Source organism: Oscillospiraceae bacterium (assembly GCA_034925865.1).
GTDB lineage: Bacteria > Bacillota > Clostridia > Oscillospirales > SIG627 > SIG704.
In genome coordinates this window covers 1-19,819 of sequence record JAYFRN010000022.1, presented here as the reverse complement: position 1 = coordinate 19,819, position 19,819 = coordinate 1, and the positions used below count along the sequence as shown (strand labels likewise).

At 42.5% G+C, this 19,819-nt stretch carries 21 protein-coding genes; 12 read left to right on the top strand and 9 right to left on the bottom strand.

Features of this window, described 5'->3' with window-relative positions:
* The first annotated feature begins 52 nt into the window (after window positions 1-52).
* The 12 genes from dtd (at window position 53) to VB118_08420 (ending at window position 12,016) form a co-directional block, all read left to right on the top strand.
* The gene (gene dtd, locus VB118_08475) at window positions 53-556 is read left to right on the top strand and encodes a D-aminoacyl-tRNA deacylase (protein MEA4832635.1); all 504 of its coding nucleotides are present in this window, start codon (window positions 53-55) and stop codon (window positions 554-556) included.
* A 1-nt stretch (window position 557) separates the two neighbouring features.
* Window positions 558-2,009, top strand: a complete 1,452-nt coding sequence (gene hemZ / locus VB118_08470; protein MEA4832634.1) for a coproporphyrinogen dehydrogenase HemZ — start codon at window positions 558-560, stop codon at window positions 2,007-2,009.
* 18 nt (window positions 2,010-2,027) lie between these two features.
* Window positions 2,028-2,939, top strand: coding sequence for a nucleoside kinase (locus tag VB118_08465; protein MEA4832633.1), 912 nt, complete (start codon window positions 2,028-2,030; stop codon window positions 2,937-2,939).
* Between the two features lie 27 nt (window positions 2,940-2,966).
* A complete protein-coding gene (locus tag VB118_08460; protein ID MEA4832632.1) occupies window positions 2,967-4,622 on the top strand; it encodes a polysaccharide biosynthesis protein in 1,656 nt (551 codons plus the stop codon).
* A 527-nt stretch (window positions 4,623-5,149) separates the two neighbouring features.
* Window positions 5,150-6,103: a phosphodiester glycosidase family protein gene (locus VB118_08455; GenBank protein MEA4832631.1), complete on the top strand. Its 954-nt coding sequence runs from the start codon at window positions 5,150-5,152 to the stop codon at window positions 6,101-6,103.
* Complete coding sequence (locus tag VB118_08450; GenBank protein ID MEA4832630.1) at window positions 6,104-6,349, top strand: hypothetical protein; 246 nt, start codon at window positions 6,104-6,106, stop codon at window positions 6,347-6,349.
* On the top strand, window positions 6,336-7,337 hold the full coding sequence (locus VB118_08445) for a hypothetical protein (GenBank protein ID MEA4832629.1): 1,002 nt from the start codon (window positions 6,336-6,338) through the stop codon (window positions 7,335-7,337). Before VB118_08450 ends, VB118_08445 begins: the two co-directional genes overlap by 14 nt.
* 24 nt (window positions 7,338-7,361) lie before the next feature.
* Complete coding sequence (locus VB118_08440; GenBank protein ID MEA4832628.1) at window positions 7,362-7,631, top strand: lipoyl domain-containing protein; 270 nt, start codon at window positions 7,362-7,364, stop codon at window positions 7,629-7,631.
* Window positions 7,628-8,494, top strand: a complete 867-nt coding sequence (lipA, locus tag VB118_08435; GenBank protein ID MEA4832627.1) for a lipoyl synthase — start codon at window positions 7,628-7,630, stop codon at window positions 8,492-8,494. Before VB118_08440 ends, lipA begins: the two co-directional genes overlap by 4 nt.
* Complete coding sequence (locus VB118_08430; GenBank protein ID MEA4832626.1) at window positions 8,481-9,488, top strand: lipoate--protein ligase; 1,008 nt, start codon at window positions 8,481-8,483, stop codon at window positions 9,486-9,488. Before lipA ends, VB118_08430 begins: the two co-directional genes overlap by 14 nt.
* A 12-nt stretch (window positions 9,489-9,500) precedes the next feature.
* On the top strand, window positions 9,501-11,201 hold the full coding sequence (locus VB118_08425; protein MEA4832625.1) for an AMP-binding protein: 1,701 nt from the start codon (window positions 9,501-9,503) through the stop codon (window positions 11,199-11,201).
* A 29-nt stretch (window positions 11,202-11,230) separates the two neighbouring features.
* Complete coding sequence (locus VB118_08420; protein ID MEA4832624.1) at window positions 11,231-12,016, top strand: arylamine N-acetyltransferase; 786 nt, start codon at window positions 11,231-11,233, stop codon at window positions 12,014-12,016.
* Window positions 12,017-12,367: 351 nt separating this feature from the next.
* Here VB118_08420 and VB118_08415 read toward each other — a convergent pair whose 3' ends face one another.
* The 9 genes from VB118_08415 to VB118_08375 all read right to left on the bottom strand — a co-directional run.
* The gene (locus VB118_08415; GenBank protein ID MEA4832623.1) at window positions 12,368-13,348 is read right to left on the bottom strand and encodes a class I SAM-dependent methyltransferase; all 981 of its coding nucleotides are present in this window, start codon (window positions 13,346-13,348) and stop codon (window positions 12,368-12,370) included.
* Window positions 13,345-14,280 carry a DUF4932 domain-containing protein gene (locus VB118_08410; GenBank protein ID MEA4832622.1) on the bottom strand — a complete coding sequence of 312 codons (936 nt, stop codon included), beginning with the start codon at window positions 14,278-14,280 and terminating at the stop codon, window positions 13,345-13,347. Before VB118_08410 ends, VB118_08415 begins: the two co-directional genes overlap by 4 nt.
* Entirely contained in the window at window positions 14,277-14,522 is a 246-nt protein-coding gene (locus VB118_08405) for a hypothetical protein (GenBank protein ID MEA4832621.1), read from the bottom strand. Before VB118_08405 ends, VB118_08410 begins: the two co-directional genes overlap by 4 nt.
* Window positions 14,519-15,214 (bottom strand): helix-turn-helix transcriptional regulator, encoded by a 696-nt coding sequence (locus VB118_08400; protein MEA4832620.1) that lies wholly within the window; start codon window positions 15,212-15,214, stop codon window positions 14,519-14,521. The genes VB118_08405 and VB118_08400 overlap by 4 nt, the downstream gene beginning before the upstream one ends.
* 267 nt (window positions 15,215-15,481) lie before the next feature.
* The gene (rnhA, locus tag VB118_08395; protein MEA4832619.1) at window positions 15,482-15,931 is read right to left on the bottom strand and encodes a ribonuclease HI; all 450 of its coding nucleotides are present in this window, start codon (window positions 15,929-15,931) and stop codon (window positions 15,482-15,484) included.
* A 28-nt stretch (window positions 15,932-15,959) separates the two neighbouring features.
* Entirely contained in the window at window positions 15,960-16,868 is a 909-nt protein-coding gene (locus VB118_08390) for a hypothetical protein (protein ID MEA4832618.1), read from the bottom strand.
* A 13-nt stretch (window positions 16,869-16,881) separates the two neighbouring features.
* Complete coding sequence (locus VB118_08385; GenBank protein MEA4832617.1) at window positions 16,882-17,796, bottom strand: hypothetical protein; 915 nt, start codon at window positions 17,794-17,796, stop codon at window positions 16,882-16,884.
* A gap of 165 nt (window positions 17,797-17,961) precedes the next feature.
* A complete protein-coding gene (locus tag VB118_08380) occupies window positions 17,962-18,822 on the bottom strand; it encodes a GNAT family N-acetyltransferase (GenBank protein ID MEA4832616.1) in 861 nt (286 codons plus the stop codon).
* 284 nt (window positions 18,823-19,106) lie between these two features.
* On the bottom strand, window positions 19,107-19,819 hold a 713-nt coding region (locus VB118_08375), incomplete at its 5' end, for a DDE-type integrase/transposase/recombinase (protein MEA4832615.1).

Here is a 19,819-nt window from a genome sequence, read left to right as displayed (position 1 = left end):
ATTATAATCAAATATACCATATAATAATGGAAAGGACCGGAAATAACTTCGGATGAAGGCTGTCATACAATGTGTCTCCGAATGCTCGATGACGTCGAACGGCGCGTTCCACGCAAAAATCGGCAGGGGGATGCTCGTGCTTCTCGGCATCGCCGTCGGAGACACCCCACGCGAAGCTGAAATATTATGCGACAGGATAATAAAGCTCAGAATATTCCGCGACGAAGCAGATAAAATGAATCTTCCAATAGGAAAAATGAATACCGGATCCGATAATACTGCGGGGGACATACTCATCGTTCCCAATTTCACACTATACGCCGACTGTAAAAAAAGCCGGCGTCCTGATTTCTTCGGAGCGGCCCGTCCGGAAGCCGCAAAGCCTCTTTTCGACTATTTCACATTCTGTCTGGGCGATTACGCGAAAAGCTTTGCGTTTCGCGAAGGCGGCGGGACAGCGCGCGTCCTGACCGGAGTGTTCGGCGCAGATATGAAGATAACGCTGACCAACGATGGTCCTGTCACGATTATTCTCGACACAGAGGAGCTATGCTGATATGGAGATCAACGCTCCCGACAACGCATCAAAAGATCTATTATATAATTTGATGAATATATATTTTCCGGGCATTTCAGAGGTTAAAGTTGACGCTTCTGTAGATGAAATCGGCGGCGAGGTATATGCTCATACCGGACTTTCCGGATCGATAAACACAGAGGGGAGTTATTCGTGCCTCATCTCTTCTCATTTCACGTCTCAGCGGGTACGGTCACTCGCTTTGGGACGTGCTTTTTATGCATGTGCCGAAAAATTGACCAATTATCGCGCTCCTTTTGGTATACTTACGGGTGTCCGACCCGCGAAAATCGCTTTATTTTATCTTTCCCACGGCTTGTCCGTTATGCAAACAGAAAATATTTTATGCCGGGATTATCTGATAATGCCCGAAAAGGCAGGCGTTTTGATACGCGCGGCAGAATATGAGTCAGAGCTTTCCTGCTCATTATCCGATTCCGATTGCTTTTTATATATTTCTATACCGTTCTGCCCGACGAGATGCGCTTATTGTTCTTTTATCTCGTCCGCCGCTCCGCACCACCTGAAGCTTATCCCGAAGTATCTTGACACCTTAAAAAAAGAGCTTTGCGCGGTCGGAGAGATAATGCGCCGTACTTCGCGCAGGTTGCGTGGAGTTTATGTCGGCGGCGGCACGCCAGGTATACTGACCGTCGCTCAGACCGACGGACTTCTGGATGTGCTTGAAGCTTCGTTTGATTTGTCCGGTTGCGTTGAAATCACTTACGAAATCGGACGGCCGGACACGGTCACGGTGGAAAAGCTTGAAACTCTCAAGAAACACGGCGTAGGACGGATAAGCATCAATCCGCAGTCAACAAATGACGATGTGCTGAAAGCAATCGGACGGAACCATACAGCAGATGATTTTTACGAGGCCTTTGAAGAAGCGAAAAAAACCGGATTTACATCAATAAATTCAGATATCATTACCGGTCTTCCCGGTGACAGTGAAAAAGGCGTTTTAAAAACGCTTTCCGATTGCATTTCGCTCGGAGCCGAGAACATTACGGTTCATTCTCTCTGCAAAAAGCGCTCGTCTGATATGACGATTTCACCTTCCGATATACGTACAGAAGAAGTCGCGGGCTTGAATGATATGTGTAAAAAGCTGCTTTACGCACAGGGATACGAATCGTATTATATTTACCGTCAGAAAAATGCCGTAGGAAACGGTGAAAACACAGGATTTGCATTAAAAGATCACATATGCGAATATAATATTGCAATGATGGAGGATATGTGTTCCGTGCTTTCATGCGGCGCGGGAGCCGTTACAAAGCTTGTGAACAAGGGAATGATAGAACGTCTGTATTCATATAAATATCCTACAGAGTATTTATCATTTCCCGATAAAACGAATAACAATCTGAAGAAGCTTGAATCGAATCTTGACAGAAACCGTAAACCAACGGATGTCACGAAAGCCTGAAAGGCAGGTTAATTAAGTATGTATGAAATTAAGAATGAATTTATTAAAAAAGCACAAAATTCTGAAATATGCGCTTATGTTTCCGAATGCGAGGCGAATTTTGAAAAAAGATTAATTCCTATAGCGGATTCCTTTATTGAGAAAAATCCGGTTCTTGCGGCGCTGGCCGGTCCGAGCTGCAGCGGTAAGACGACAGGTGCCAACAAGCTTTATGAAATGCTCCGTCAAAGAGGGAAGAGAATAAAGGTCCTTTCAACAGACGACTTTTTCAAAAACCAAGCTGAGGCGCCTCTGAACCCCGACGGAACGAAAAATTATGACAGTTTTTCACATATCGATTCCGATTATCTAGTCGAGGTGCTTTATGATATTTCGCGAAAACGCAAAGTCTTTCTTCCGGTATTTGATTTTCTTACCGGGACAAGAAAACCTGAATATGTGGAATATGATCCTGAAGATCACGATATAGTAATAATCGAAGGCATTCATGCGCTGAATGACAAGATTATCGGCAATATTGATCCTGATAAATTACTCGGTATATATATCTCCGTCGCGGACAGCTATTTCCTTAACGGTGAAGAACTCTTCTCCTGTCGAGAAATCAGGCTTTTACGCCGTTTGGTCAGGGACAGCTATTTCCGTAACGCGAATGCGGAACGCACCTTCGCGCTCTGGAAAGGCGTGACAGAGGCGGAAAAACAGTATATCACTCCGTTTATAAAAAACGCCGATATCCGCATATCCTCTGCGTTTGAATATGAGCCGTGCGTTATGAGAAATCATGCGCTCGATGTGCTCGGCAATGTTGCACCCGACAGTAAATACAAAACGGACGCAGATTTGCTTTCGTCGAAAATATCGGAGGTAGCTCCTATCGACGACTGTTTGATTCCTCCTAATTCTCTTCTGCACGAATTTCTCGGCTAAAAAAGACATTCCGAAAGGACTTATCAGATGTCAGTCAAAAAGCAGGGCTTCATTCAGGGAGCCATGATTCTGATGGCGGCAAACATATTAATCAAGCTGATCGGTGCGTTGTTTAAGATACCGCTGACAAACATGGTCGGTGATACGACCATGGCATATTTTAATTCGGCCTACAGCTTTTATGTATTATTCTTTATGATATCTACTTCCGGTCTTCCGGTCGCGGTGTCAAGAATGATCGCGGCGGCGAACGCCAGAAACAACAAAACAGAAATCAACCGCATATTTAAAATTTCGTTCAGGCTCTTTTTCATACTTGGTATTACCGGGACGGCCATTATGGCTGCTCTTTCCAGGGTGTTTGCGAATATGGCTGAAATGCCGGAGGCTTTCAGACCGATTCTGGCTATCTCTCCAACCGTATTTTTCATCTGCATTATAAGCTCCTTCAGAGGGTATTTCCAGGGGCATCAAAATATGACTCCGACGGCTTTCTCGCAGACGATAGAGGCTTTGGGCAAGCTGTTCATCGGTCTCGCCGCCGGAAAAATCGCAATAGACAGCGGCTGCTCGGAATCAGAGGTCGCCGCATATGTGATTCTCGGCGTGACGGTAGGTGTTGTGTTCAGCTGTTTGTCGCTGATTATCGCAAAATATTTTTCACAGCGGGATGAAAAAGCGCGTGACTCGCGTCTTGATCCGCCTGAAAAGATGAAAACATCAAGGCAGCTCACAAAAGAGCTTATATCAATCGCAATACCGATAACGGTTGCTTCATCCATAATGAGTCTTACCGGAGTCATCGATACATCTCTTGTCGTCAGCCGCCTTATCAACTGTGGAGTTGACGAGCAGTCAGCTATAAAAATGTTCGGAGCTTACACGAGTAAATCTGTCACCATGTATAACCTGCCGCCGACACTTATATATCCGTTTTCAATAAGCCTTATTCCGACGGTTTCCGCGGCGGTTACTCTCGGAGACAAGAAAAAGCTGAAGCATATCGTCATTTCCACAATGCGCATAGTATCGGTGATTTCAGTCCCATGCGCCATAGGGCTGTCTGCAATGGCACGTCCGGTATTATCGTTTTTGTATACAAATAACGCCGTTATTTACATAAATGCGGCAGGCAAGCAGGTCACGAGTCTTGATGTCGCGGCTCCGCTGTTGTCTGTGCTGGCGATTGCCGTATTCTTTGTGGGTATGATAGCCGTGACCGGAGCCGTGCTGCAGGGACACGGGTATGAAAGACTCAGCATAATATCCACGTTTGTCGGAGTATTGATAAAATTTGTAAGTGCTTACATTTTAATCGGAATACCGTCGATTGGTATATACGGAACGCCGATAAGCACGATCCTGTGCTATTTCGTAATGCTTTGTATGAATTTTGCATTTATCGCGAAATTCACGGGTCTGCGTCCGTCGCTTTCCGAAGTGCTTATGAAGCCGTTTTTGGCCTCTGCCGCGTGCGGTTTGTCCGCTGTTATGTTTTATACCGCGCTCAGCCTTATCCATAAAGGCAGGATAGCCACGGCAGTATCCATTGTTCTTGCTATTGTCGTGTATGTGGTTGTGTTGTGCGCCATCGGAGGGATAAGCCGGGACGATCTCATCCTTCTTCCGAAAGGCAAGCGCATAATTTCTCTGTTTACAAAGTTAAAGCTTATCAAAGATTGAAAATTGAAAAGCATGGTTTTAACAAATAAGTCTACCCACGCCGTACTCAGGTCAACATAAAATTTCATATTCCGTAAATACAAAAGTGAAAATACAAATAATATATAATGAATAATGCCATTTTCGAACGCAAATCATTGATTTTGGAGTTCAGCATTCATTGATTGCCGCCTGTTTTCTAAATTTGTCGGGAGTCGACCAATTTAGAGGTGCAAGGTTTTTGAGCTGTAAAGCTTAAAAGCCTTGCACCTGAACAATCATTGTTTTCATCATTTCTTTACTGTCGTATGCGTTTTATGATTTTCAACAGGCATTAAATAGCTGCCTCTTCACTAAAATTTATGGAATAACGGAAATAAATAATTGAAAGTAGCGGCAAAATAAGCTTGGAGGACGCAAGCTATGCTCCGACTGCAGATATTATATATTTTGCAGATGCTCATTCCATAGGTTTTCGTGAAGAACCAAATAATGAAGCTTAATAAATACTATAAGCGGTATATATAAAATCATAAACAAGGTTTATTATGAAGTTAAAAAAAGGATACAATGACAGGGTTTTCGCTGTAAAAGCGGAGCTTGCAATAATGATATTTTGCGATGTCCTGATGCTCGCTTTTGTGCTTATCACGTTCGCGCTTTTCCATCATGTTCTGCCGCGCGTTCTTAATACTGTTCCCGTTACAATTCCCAGAAAAGCAGTAGAATACGGCGAGAACGGCATGTGGGGAGATAAATTCGCGGATAAATTCACCGATGGTGAAATAATCTCAGATAATATGTCATACCGCAGCAAGGATATATGCGTCACGATAGACAGACGTACGAGAAACGGCGCGTCGTATTATGTGGCTGATATATACATCCGAAATATCGATAATTTCAAAACAGCTTTCGCGGGCGGTAAATACGGAAAGTCCATTACCGAGCCCATCCTCGATACCGTATCGAGAGTTGGCGCAATCGTCGCCGTAAACGGAGATTATTATGGAATAAGAGATTCGGGCGTATGCATAAAGAACGGAATACTTTACAGATCGTCGCTGTTTGCGGATGTATGTGTTTTATATTATGACGGCACTGTAAAAACATATAACAGGAGTGAATTTTCGATAAATCAAGCTATCGACGATGGAGCGTATCAGGCATGGTCATTTGGCCCGATGCTGTTGAAAGACGGTCAGCCGGTTTCGAAATTTTCATGGAGTATACAGTCTCCTAATCCGCGTTGCGCCTTCGGATATTACGAACCGGGCCATTACTGTTTTGTGGTCATCGACGGAAGACAGCCGGGGTATTCTGACGGAATGAGCTTTCAGGATATGTCGCAGATGTTTTACGAAATGGGCTGTGCAGCGGCATATAATATGGACGGCGGACAGTCGGCGCATATGACTTTCGACGGAAAAGTAGTAAACCGCCCGGCTTCGGGAGGCAGAAATATAAATGATATTATTTATATCGCGGAGGTTAATCAATAAATGAATAAAGATAATTACAAACGTGCGGTCGCAAATCTATGTATTGTATTCGCGCTTACGATAATGACCTTTGCCGTGATCGGATACTTTAACAGTGCCATCAATATTCTCGACAACCCTTATTCAAGGCCAATAATTCTCATAGCCGGGGTGCTGTCGATACTCAATTCGGTAAATTGCCTCATCGATATATTTAAAAAGAAATTTGCCGAAGCTAGGAATCCGGAAGAAGATGAAAACGATTGAAGCTTCGGGCGTAAAAGCCATATTTGTCCGTACCGGCTTTTACGAAGCGCCGGAAAACCTCGCCGCGGAGGAGCTTCTGTTAAAGGACCGCACCGGGGAATATTTATTGATATATGAAAATAATCCGTGTGTTGTCGTCGGGAAATATCAGAATATATACGAAGAGGTCAGGCTTCCGTATACCGAACCAAACGGCGTGCCGGTATACAGGCGCGAAAGCGGCGGCGGCGCAGTCTATCATGGCAAGGGAAACATAAATTTCTCATTTATCGGACCAGCAGGTGACGAACCGCAGCAGAGATATGACGAAGCGACAGGATGGATTGTTTCCGCTCTTAATTCCATAGGTATTCCGGCATATGTGCGCGGCGCTTGTGATATCGTTCTGAAGGACGGTAAAACGGGAACGGAAAAGAAAATATCCGGAAGCGCGCAATGTGTAAAAAGCGGTCGCAGCCTTGTGCATGGCACTCTTTTGTATAACGCCGATATAGAAGCACTGAGGGCGTCTCTTTCGCCTCCGTCCGGAACGTATACATCACGCGCGATAAAATCCCGCAAAAGCCCGGTTTCAAATATTTACCCTTTATTTTGCCGTGCTTCGACCGATGAATTTATTACGCATTTATGCGAATTCATTCCTCATTTAGAGGAATATTCATTTACATCCGAGGAGAAATATACAATATCAGAGCTTGTTTCGTCGAAATACAGGGACGAAGGCTTCATTTTCGGTATGTCTCCGAAATGCGTATTTAATAACCGAGTTGAGATATCCGGGGGCGTTTTCACCAGCCACATAACAGTTGAAAAGGGTATTATAATGAATGCGGATATTTTTTGGTCGAAAGAGCCCGCGCATTCCGCCGCTGTCGTCACCGCGCTTACAGGCAGGCCTTACCGGTTTGAGTCGTGCGTTCACGCGTTGTCCGAGGTGTTTCCGGATGACAGTGAGCTGTGTCTGTTGCTTGCACATGAAATGATATAAAACTATTTGGAGTTAGAAATTATCATGAATAAAATGTATATCAATATGCCGCACCTGTCGGCGAAATCATCAAAGGGAACGCTGTGTGTTTATCGCGTAAAGCCCGGGGATAAAATCAAAAAGGGCGATATAGTCGCCGAGATAGAGACCGATAAGGTCGTGAGTGAAATCGAATCCGAATACGATGGCATAATCGATTCGCTGTGCCGCGAGGAGGGCGACGAGGTATCAGAAGGTGAGGCGCTTTTAAGCCTTGATAAGGGAAATCCGTCGGGAAATGGAAAACAAAAATGACGGATCAGAAAAAGCCTTCATGGCTTCGTGTGAAATATAATAAATCGGAGGTTTCTGAAATTTCCGAAATGATGTCGGCGCTGGGGCTTAACACGGTATGTAAAGAAGCTGAATGCCCTAATATGGGCGAGTGCTTTAAAAAACGTACCGCGACGTTTATGATATTAGGAAAATATTGCACTCGTGACTGCCGTTTCTGTTCTGTGGAGCACGGAGCGCCTGAGAGCGTTTGCCCGGAAGAACCGGAGCATATCGCCGAGGCCGCGGTGAAACTCGGTCTGCGTCACGTCGTAATAACAAGCGTAACGCGCGATGACCTTCCGGACGGAGGCGCGGAACAATTTGCCGCCTGCGTCAGATCGATAAAGCGCCGGCTGCCGTCAGTGGCGGTGGAGCTTTTAATACCGGATTTTAAAGGCTCGAATAACGCGCTCGACATCGTGATCGCAGCTCATCCGGATGTGATCGGGCACAATGTCGAAACCGTTCCGTCGCTGTATTCAGACGTACGTCCGCAGGCAGTTTATACGCGTTCGCTTGAGGTATTGAAATATATCAAATCAAAATCGCCGGATATACGCGTCAAATCCGGTATTATGGTTGGCCTTGGCGAAAAAAAAGAAGAAGTTTTTACTTTATTCGACGATTTACGGGCAGCGGGCTGTGATATAATTACAATTGGTCAATATCTACGCCCGTCTGTATCACATGTCGAAATGAAGGAATATATAACGCCGGAAATGTTTGAAATGTACAAGACGCAGGCGCAGTCGCGCGGATTCGGTTATGTTTCGTGCGGTCCGCTTGTCAGAAGCAGTTATCATGCGGCGGAGGCGCTCAGAGAAACAGATGTTCATTCTTGATTTTGACGCGACTTGTGCGGCGGAAAGCTTTGCCGCGGAATATTATATTGCCGAAAATCTGAAGCCGTCAGAGCAAGTATTATATCTTTGGACTACGCCGCCCACCGTCATGATCGGTAAATATCAGAATGCATATGCGGAAATAAATCTTGCTTTTACCGAAAGAAACGGGATCGCGCTTGCCCGCAGAATGTCCGGAGGGGGAGCCATATATACTGACCGCGGCTGTATTCAGTATTCAATGATTAAAAAGGGTGCAGGCGAGATCGATTTTTATCCGTTTACAGAGCCGGTAGCAGGCTTTTTACGCTCGCTCGGTCTTGACGCCGCAGTTTCGGGAAGAAATGATATTTGCGTAGGCGGCAAAAAAATATCAGGAAGCGCGCAGTATATGACGGGCGGATACACGGTACATCACGGTTCGCTTTTATTCGACTGTGATAAGGACGCTCTTGAGGGGTCACTAAATTTTGATACATACAAAATAGAATCCAAAGGTATAAAGTCCAACAGGGAGAGAGTCACGAATATCCGTGAACTTCTCAGTGATGAAATGCGGGACCGATTCACGGATGCCATATCCTTTATTAACGCGTTAATACCGGAATTGTCCTGCAATGCAGATATACTGCGGTTTACAGATGAGCAGAAAAAGGAAATATTCATCATCGCCTCAAAAATGTTTCTGCCGCATGAGACTGTTTTCGGTTCTTCCCGCAAGTTTAATTATACGAAATCTCTCAGAACATCCGGAGGGAAAATAACTCTTTCGCTTTCCGTAGAAAACGGAATAATAAACGATGCCGAGCTGAGCGGTAATTTTTTTGCTTCTGAAAATTTCGCGAAAATTTCGAGGATGTTTATAGGTTGTTTATTTGACATTGGAGAAAATTCTGATATAATAATAAGAATAAAGAATATTTGTTCTGAAAATATGCTCTATGGTGTCACTGAATCGGATTTGATTAATCTGTTCAATATTAAACAAGTATAAAGGAAGAATTGTATGAAAAGACAGAATAAAAACTATCTTTATTACGATACCCGCCGGGTTTCGAGCTTCCGTGAGCTTTTAAAGGGCTGCAGAGAGCTTTACGGTGATAAAACGCTTTTCATCTTCAAAAAAAATGGAGAGATAATTCAAAAAAGCCATAACGAATTTTCACACGATGTCGATTGCTTTGGCACCGCGCTGATGTCACTCGGCCTGGGTGAAAGGCATGTCGCGCTTCTTTCGGAAAACAGCTATGAATGGCTCGTCACTTATTTTACGGTTATCGCGTCAAACGGAGTGTTTGTGCCTATTGACCGCGATCTCACTCCTGAAGGCGTGGCAAATATCCTTAAAATCGGCGATGTTTCGATGCTCGTCATTTCTTCGGCGCTTGCCGTTAAAATGAAGAGCGTGATCTCTGATAATTCATATATTAAAGATGTTATTATTATCGGCAAAAATGATGATCCTTCTTTTGCTTCTTTTGAAGCGCTTATTGAAAAAGGCGACTCGCTGTTGAAGGCCGGCGATAAATCATATACTTCCCTTGCCACCGATAACGAAGTTTTATCCTCTCTTGTTTACACATCCGGCACGACCGGGATTGCAAAGGGTGTCATGCTGAGTGAATATAACATCGTATCTACCGCGATAAACGCTTTAAATTCAATGCATATTCACGATTCCTGCTTGTCCGTTTTGCCGTATCATCATACCTTTGAAGCCACGACCGGAATACTGTGCTATATGCATATGGGACGGGTAATATATATAAACGAAAATCTTCGCGCTCTTGCCGTAAACATGAAAAACTACAAGCCGTGCGATATGCAGTGCGTTCCGCTTGTTGTCGAGTCGATATACAAACGCATATGGGCGACGGCCGAAGAAGGTCATAAGGATAAAATACTTAAAACACTTATGAATGCTTCGCGGGGACTTATGAAAATCGGCGTTGATATGAGAAAGACCTTGTTTAAAAGCATACATGACTCTCTCGGCGGTAATTTTACAAGATTTATCTGCGGCGGCGCCGCAGTAAAGCCCCATATTTGTGAGTTTTTTGAAGATATCGGCATTGAAGTGCTGACCGGATACGGTATTACTGAATGCTCTCCTCTCGTATGCGTAAACCGCGATTATTTTTACGACGCATATTCGTGCGGCGTTCCGATTAGAAACTGCAGCATAAAAATTAACAATCCCAACGAAAACGGAGAAGGAGAGATCTGCGTCAAGGGCGACAATGTTATGCTCGGTTATTACAAGAATCCCGTCGCCACCGCTGCCGCTTTTGAAGACGGTTGGTTCTTGACCGGAGATATCGGAAAGATCGACGAACTCGGACGTCTTTTTATTACCGGGAGAAAGAAAAATGTAATCGTACTTAAAAACGGTAAAAATGTTTATCCTGAGGAGCTTGAAAGCTATTTTGACGAAAGCCCGTATATTTCCGAAATAATCGTTTTCCCTGTTACTGATGCGGACAACGCCGAATCTATGATAACGGCGGAAGTATTCCCAAATCAGGATAAATCGGCCGAATATGGGAAAGAAAAACTTGAGAAGCTCATTCGTCAGGAAATAGACACCGTTAATTCGGGCCTTCCGATGTACAAGCAAATTAAACGCGTGCAATTCCGCAATCAGGAATTTGAAAAAACCACTACAAGAAAAATAAAGAGATTCGCTGTTGTTAACGGTAAAAACTGAATCCATATGAATCTCTGAAAGGATGTATAATGGATTTCAGTATCACAAAGGGTTCACATCTCGATAAATGGCTTGATCGGATAGGATATGAGAATAATGGAACTCTTGTCCCTTCCGAAGAAACACTCGCGAAAATTCAATATACACATGTAACGCATGTGCCGTATGAAAATCTTGACATAATAAACGGCATACCCATAGCTCTTGACATCAATACACTGTATGATAAAATCGTAACGCGCCGACGCGGAGGCTATTGCTTTGAAATAAACGCTCTTTTTGAGGCGATGCTCAAAGAAGCTGGGTTTGTTACAGAGAGTATGTTCGCCCGCTTTTTGCGCGGTACCACCGGGATGCAAATGAGGCATCACAGGGTGATACGCGTATACATAAACGGAGAATCATTTATCGCCGATGCCGGAATCGGTCAATCCGCTCCGAGAATTCCCGTGAAATTAACCGAAGGCGCGGTACAAATCATCTGCGGCGAAGCATACCGTTTCATCCGCGATCCTGTACTTGGTTATATTTTGCAGGATCTGCACGAAGGGAAATGGCGCGATTTTTACGCTTTTACTTCTGAGCCTCAGCAGGAAATCGATTATATGGCGGCTTCGTTCTGGTGTGAAAAGTCTCCTGACAGCCCGTTTGGAAAACAGCGTATGATTTCAATAAAAACTCCTGACGGCAGAATTACGATTGACGGACTTGTCCTGAAGCGTTTTTCACCTCAAGGAGTCGAGGTTCATGAGCTCAGAGAAGACGAAATTCCTACCATACTCGAAGAATATTTTGGGATTTCCGGAATCATATGAGTCGTTTTTTGAATAAAACACAGCAAATATAGGGATTTCGGTCGCTTTTCGGAAAAGCTCCGCAAAAGCTTTCGTATAAGTATACAGGAAATATACCCTTTAGAAACTGTTTAAATTCGTGATTAATATTGATTTTCGGCTTGCTTGAATTTCGTCTTGATTTATTTCTCATGTTTCCATCTCAATAAAAAAGCTGCAGTATAAATTATTAACACGGCAATTAAATAATCACGCTTTAAGAGAGAAAGACTCTGATATATGGGCTTTTCTCTCTTCTAAAACAGTGTTATTTATCGCCGTTTAATAACAGATGATACTGCAGCTTTATTAAATGTTAATATATGCAGAAATTCATTTTGCTTTATAGATATCAATTGCAGTTCCGTATCTTGAAAATCCTTTTATATTTATATAGTCATCTCCGTACTTATCCCGCGCGTATTTATCCGCGGTGCTCCAGGCTGTATTGATCAGCTCCTTTGGGATATTCTGTAAATCAGAATGAGCTCCGGTTTTCAACCTGTGCAGACGAAATTTAAGCTTTTCGGTGAAAACTTCCGAAAAGCCATTTGCTATATTGTTAATGGGCACATCAAAATATTGTGGAATAATCTCCGCAAAACGATTGTAGAACCAAATACTTTTAAATCCGTGAGCTGTAAGATAATTGTAAAATACACCATTTATGTCAGATAAAATATTGTTGCACAGGGCGTTTTGCTTTGCCTCTTCTTCCGATAATGGCTGTGAATAGGAACCGTAACGGATAAGATGTCCTGCGGGCTTTAAAACGCGAACGATTTCTTTAATGACCTTTTCCGGGTTATCGACTAGATGAAGCATCGCGTTCTCCACAATAATATCAACTCTATTGTCTGCAATCATAAGATTGTATGCGTTCATCCGCGCAAATACCAAATTGTCATACCGCCCTGCCGCGCGTTTTACGGCGGTAGAGAGCATCACGTTTGAAATGTCGGCAGCGATGGTGTAAATTCCGTTCTTTGCAAGAGGGATCGACGCAGTTCCAAGCCCGGCGCCGAGATCAAGAACGGTGATATCACGCCCGAACCTCTGCACGATCAAATCTCCGCAGGCTTCATATACACCATATCGTTCGACATCGTTGGTATCCCAGAATTTGACGGCTGGTTCAAAGTCCTCGCCGATTCCATCATAGCCTATGTACTGATTATATCCTTCGAGCTTTACTGACGGATCGTCGCAAAATTGATAAATGGTATTTATCTGAGTTACCTCATATCCGCAGACGGGGCATTTTGGCAAATCAAACTCGCTTTTACATTTTGGGCATAGAAACATGCTGTTCATTTAAATTCTCCTATTCTATGTAAATTTTTAAGATAGAATTCATCAAACGCAAGATTCGACTGCTCATATTCGATTAGAAATTCAACAAACTTATCAAGATATATAATAAAAGCTGTCTTTGTTTTTTCTGTGTCGTTGCAATATTCATCATAATCAGGAAAATCGTTTCTAAACAACCGCATATATCTAAACGTATAAGCTCTGACAAAATACTCATTCATAACAGCATAATCCACATTGTAATAAGTGTACATGTTTTTATGCGCGGCAAAAAATTCTTTATATTCGTGAAGTCTGTCTTTGTATTTTTCTATAACCGGATTGACAAAACAGTGAGCATATTCGTGGGCGATACCGCCTATCAGACGATTCGTGTATACAGTGTCGATGTTTCCGTCTCCGTCATATGGCAGACACCGGACAACATTTAATATACCGTCAAGCACAAAGCCGTAATTTCCGTCGAAAGGGCAAATCATAAGACGAAAAGGCTCATTGCTCCCCTTAAAGTAATAATTTGTAAAGTTAATGCATTTTTTAATGTCAAAGCCTTGAATCTTTTTGATTATCATGTTGTAATAACTGTTCATTGCTAATATAAAACCATCAAAGTGACTGACTACAACGAAATCAATTACCGCAGTCGCCCATTCATAAAGTCTGTTAGTGTTGTTGTTTAAAATATCATCAAGGGATAAAATCGCTCTTATCGGCTTGATATATCTAAAATTTTGCTCATCAATCAGCTTTTGTGTAAGAGCTACTGCGGGATGAGACTTGTATTTGCCAAAATACTCATTAATTTTTGTGATATAATAAATATTTTTAAGCGCCTGCTCTGTCCTGTTTTGCCTGTCGGCAAGATACAGCAATATTTCCACAAGTTCAAGATTGCGATTGATTTCCGCTTTCAATATAACAGCTCCTTTCATACAACACCGGTATATGGTTTTCTTTGCTTTTCATACATCTCATAATACAAACCTTTGCGGCTTACCTCAGCCGTTGATTTTCCTGCCACAAGCGCGTCTACAATGCTGCCAATACCGACGATACCGATCAGCGGAAGGACGGAAGAGAAAATATATTTGACCGATGTTGTAAAGAACAGCCGTTTACATTTTCTCCACGCATAGCGAATAAGATAGATGGCGTTTTTGATCTTGCTTATCACAGTTCGCCGTCTTTCTTTTTCTTTTCCCAGGAAATTTTCAACCCTTCGTGAAGAATGCTCAGCGCTTCCCAGGGCAGAGCTCCTTCTACAACCGCCGCTTCAATTTGACTTGACATATATTCGGCATACGGTACAATTGTTTTAATCAGATGCCAGTCTATTTCACCATCGAGTATCTTCTGAAATATCATTCCCTTAGATTTATCGTCCAACACAGGCATCAGCTTTTCAAGCAGTTCATCATTAACGGTATCATATGTGGCGCTTTCGAGCAAGGAAATCACGCCTTCATCGTTTAAATATTCGGCAAGCTTCACTATACTTGAAATATCTATTCCTTGCTTTGAAAGACCATTTGACATCTTCGTAAGAACACTCGGCTTTAACAGCGGCGCAAGGTTCACTATATCAGCAAGGCTTTCCGCGATAACATCGCGGCCTTTCGCCGCGCTGTCGAGAATAGCCGCTTCGCCGCGGGTGGGTTCGCCGGAATTGATTAATTCATCAAGCGTCACTCCGAATGTGTCTGCGATAAGGACAAGAATTGTTACATCCGGAAAGCTGTCTCCGGTTTCGTATTTAGACACCGCCTGACGAGTAAGATTAAGCCGCTCTGCAAGTTCAGACTGTGTCATGTCGGAATTCTTGCGAAGTTTCGAAACATAACCTCCGAATTTCTTCGTATCAAACATGAAATCACCTCTTTTCTTTATTATACAAATGTATTCTGATAATAGCAAGCAAAGTCTGGTTGCGTTTCTCCATAATCATGTATTTATAGTGCGAAATGTTCTCATCCCGCCGTGTATTTTTGAACGGTAGTTTATAGTATTGTTTTATAAGCGAGAAAAGCTATATTCCAGAGCCATATTTCTAAAAACCGCAATATTACAGCATGTATTTACCGTAATAAATTCAGATGAAAAAACAGGACAGGATTTTTCATCCCGCCCTGCGATTTATTTTCCTCTTTTGGCTGCATTTTCAGAGGCGGCAACAGCAAGCTCGTCGCAGCGTTCGTTATACGAATGCCCGGCATGACCTTTGACCCATGAAAAAGAAATTTTGTGATCTGCGGCGGCGGTGAGAAGCCGCTTCCATAGATCAATGTTGAGTGCCGGGGTGCCGTCGGCTTTGCGCCATCCCCGTTTCTGCCATGAAGCGAGCCATCCTTTTTCTATCGCGTCAACGACATATTTCGAGTCACTTATAATAAGCGCTTCGCACGGCTCCTTCAAAGCTTCAAGCCCGGCGATAACCGCCATTATCTCCATCCTGTTGTTGGTTGTATCAGGATCGCCTCCGGAAAGCTCCTTTTCAACGCCGTTATAAACTAAAACTGTGCCCCAACCGCCCGGTCCTGGATTGCCGCGGCATGCGCCGTCGGTATATATAGTTACATTTTTCATTTTACTTCAACTTCTAATCAGAACATTATTATAATCCGAGAAGCTTTTCGGCGTTTTTACGGCTTACGCAGAGATACGCTTCTTCGCTTATTTTATCGTTGAGATATGCTTCGTCAAGCCAGTGAGAGAGCTTCAGCATAGGATCGTTGATATTGCGAGGATCACATATATCCGTACCATAATACAGCTTGTGTTTGAATTCCTCGATAAAGCGGTATCCGAATTCCGGATCGCGGCTGACCGCGTTGAAGCCGCTTCCGGCGGAGAGATCGCCGCAAAGCCCGGGATATTCACGCATGAGACGGACGAGATTACCTTCCTCGACCTTTCCGGTGGGGTAATAATCGCGGTTTTCATCGGTGCAATCGGCGCCAATTTCCGCCCAGAATGGCTGAGAATGGCCGAGCAATACGAGATCAGGGTATTTTTTAAGCATGTGTTCGAGACGCTTAAGGCCGTGATCCTCTACAAGCCCGTAACAGCCACCGCGATGAGTGGCGAGGTGAAATGTGACGGACATTTTATTTTTTGAAGCGTGATAAAACAGATTATCCATTAGAGGCCCGTCGGCGTATTCGTTAATGACCACTTCGCCGATGCCCTTCGCACCGAGAGATTTATAATATTTTATGAGATATCCGAGATCAGAGTCAGGCGAATTATATAGCGCGCGCGGATCAATATCGCAGAACCATTCGAAATGTCCCTTGTATTTTTCCGCAATGCGGAGCGCTTCCTCGTTCGACTGCATTATCCATCCGCATTCGGGGAAAATCTCCGGCAGTATGACGCCCTTTTCGACGCCGATTTTGTCGTATATTTCAATAATCTCCGCCGGAGTGGCATATCTTGAGCCGTCGAAGCGCGGTACTTCAATACCGCCGTAATCCATAGTGTGGACATGTATATCAATTTTTTTTACAAGTGTTTTAGACATATTTACTAACCTCTTATTTCAAAAGCTTGTTGGCGTTTTCGGCACATATCGCTGTGTATTCATCTTTTGTCAGCATTCCGTCAGTATAAGCGTTGTCAAGAAAAGAATAAAGAGTGGGCATAGTATCGTAAAATACAATATCTGTTCCGAAATAACAGCGTTTGCTGTATTTCTTCAAAAACGCGATGCCGAATTCCGGATCGCGTGTTATCGCGTTTCCTCCGCTGTCAGCTGAAAGATCGAACAGCAGATTGTCATATTTTTCGGCAAGCTCGCACAGACGTCCGGGGATGACTTTTCCGCTGGGATATCCTTCAGCTGCTTCTTCGGTGACATCGGCAGACATATGCGCCCAGAAGTATTGGGAATGACCGAGAATTCTAAGACCGGGATGATTTTTCAGAACCGTTTCAAGTCCGTTAAGCCCGAGAGAATCAACAAGCCCGTAAGTTCCTCCTACATGACCTGCAAGATGAATTGTCAGAGGCATTCCGCATTTTTCGGCGTGAGTATATAAATTATCGCAAAGAGGATCTGTAATTGATGTGTTGAATGTGAGCTCGCCGATGCCCTTTGCGCCCATGGATTTATAATAGTTTATAAAGTGACTAAAATCGGTGGACGGAGAGTTCCACGCCAGCCGGGGATCAAGATAACAGAACCAGCTTAAAAAATCACTGTTTTTTTTAACCATCAGATATGCATCCTCGTTGGACTGCATTATATGGGAGCAGTTGCTTCCCATCATAGGTAAAATAAGAGCTCTTGATACGTTCATTTCGGCATATTTTTCACGAAGCTTATCCGGAGTGACAAAAAGGCTTCCTCCGGGATGTGGATAACGGTTGTTTTCAACCGCATGAACATGTATATCGGTTTTTTTAAAGCTCCGCACGAATTCGGCACGTGTCGATTTTGTCTCTTCCATATTTATTTAGCACTGTCCTTTCTGATTGTCCGCATTTGCCGGGATAGGATAATGATAGCACACATGATGATGTTTTTCAAGATAATAAAGCCAGTTAATCTAATAGTTTCAACTTTTAGTTTTACGAATGGCAAGCTTATTTTGACTCGCTTAGAATTGAAAAATTTATGATTGTGATAATAACTTTTTCGCCATAAAATACTCCATACAAACTTTATATCCTGATCTGCCATATATATTTAAAATATATGTGTAGGTATATTCTAAAAACGCTTTTTTGAGATTGTTCTTTTTCAACTGCTTTGTAGCAATCCTTACCATTGTTGATGCTATGCCCTTATTTCTGTATTCAGGAACAGTAATAGTGCAGCCTACACTTCCTTCGTCGGGTATATTCGTTCCAACATCCAACATAATTGCTCCTGCTATTTCATTATTTGTTTCAGCTATTAATACAGGTGTTTGTGTATTTTTAGTATAGAGCTGTGGATTTGTATAATACGGTACAAAATCTTTTTCTGCTTCATTTACTGCAAATAAAACTCTATCAATATCACTTTCGTTTGCATAACGATAAGTAACTTCATTAATGGTATCATTGAGGTTATGTTCAAAATAGTTAAAATCATGTAAGTCTAAACTCATATCATAGCAGCCGCAATCTCCCCATGCATGAAAATAACCTTTCTTTTTGAAAAAGTTATGCATACCATCGTTCATGGGTATGCCTGGGAAAATATAATTATCCCCGGCGCCTATATTTATTTCATCATATCCTTTTGAAAAAATATATTCTTCAGAATCATAAAGAAGCTTACTCCCGATTCCCATGTTCCTATATTTTTTATCTACACATAATAAATATATAACATTTTTATTGATAATTGAAACACCAACTATCTTCTTGTTTATCGTATATGTAAATATATGATTATTATAATCGGCAATGATATTTTGTACAGTTATATCTTTCTGAGAAAAATATGAAAAGCAGTTTTTATATAAATTAAATATTTCATCTTGCATTAAATCAAAGACCTCTTATACAATAATATAAAATTATAACTGAAAAAATATATTTGTCAATAAAAAGCTTTTGTGTTACAGAAAATTAAATAAAATCGCATTTAAAAAATTAAAATAGTGTTGAAATGTCAATAATAGGTGACACGAAGGAGAGAAGCTTTGTCAAAGTGGAGATTGTAAAGTTTACGGCTTGCCGGAAAGTTTACAATACTACCTTGACAACGAACTAATAATATAATGTTTTACGGCGTTAAGCAGCCTGATGCTTAACGCCTTCTTGGCAATTACATTACGAACAAATATTTTACCAAAACCTCATTTGGCGATTGAAAATTAAGACAAACCTTCGGAATATCATTTGAGCGTTTATTATATTTTTTCAACTGCTTTCTGCCATCTTCAAGGCTGTACATCTTCATATGCTTGTAAAAACGCTTTTCATCTGTTCTGTGTTGGCGCTCAACTTTACCGTTATGCCTTGGCGTGGCAATGCGGATTCGGTGATATATGATATCCATTTCCTTCAAGGCGTTTTCAAATAATGTCTTGCTCTCGGGATTCTTAACAAGCAGCGCAGTTGTCCATTCGGTTCCGTTATCAGTCTGTACTTCCCTGATTGGAAACGGTAATGCCTTTATAAGTTTCTCAAGAAAATCCTTTGAACTGTATGTACTATGTTCGTCATACATTTCACGGAAAACATACCTTGTACACTCATCAATTGCTGTATACTGATAGTACTTTATTCCGTTTGTCACGCAGTAGCTCGGCACAAACTTTACATCTATCTGTATTTTTTGTCCAGGGTATTCCGCTCTTTGATATGGCTGTGGCTTATATTCCTTTTTGACTGATTTTTCTTCGTCAACCAGCCATTTTCTCAGTACACGGTTCATGCTGTTATAATGTCGTGTATAGCCATTTTTTCGTAAAGTGTCCCACAAGTTAATACGATCATCTTTATCATGCTTCCAATGCCGTAGGATCATTTCTTTTT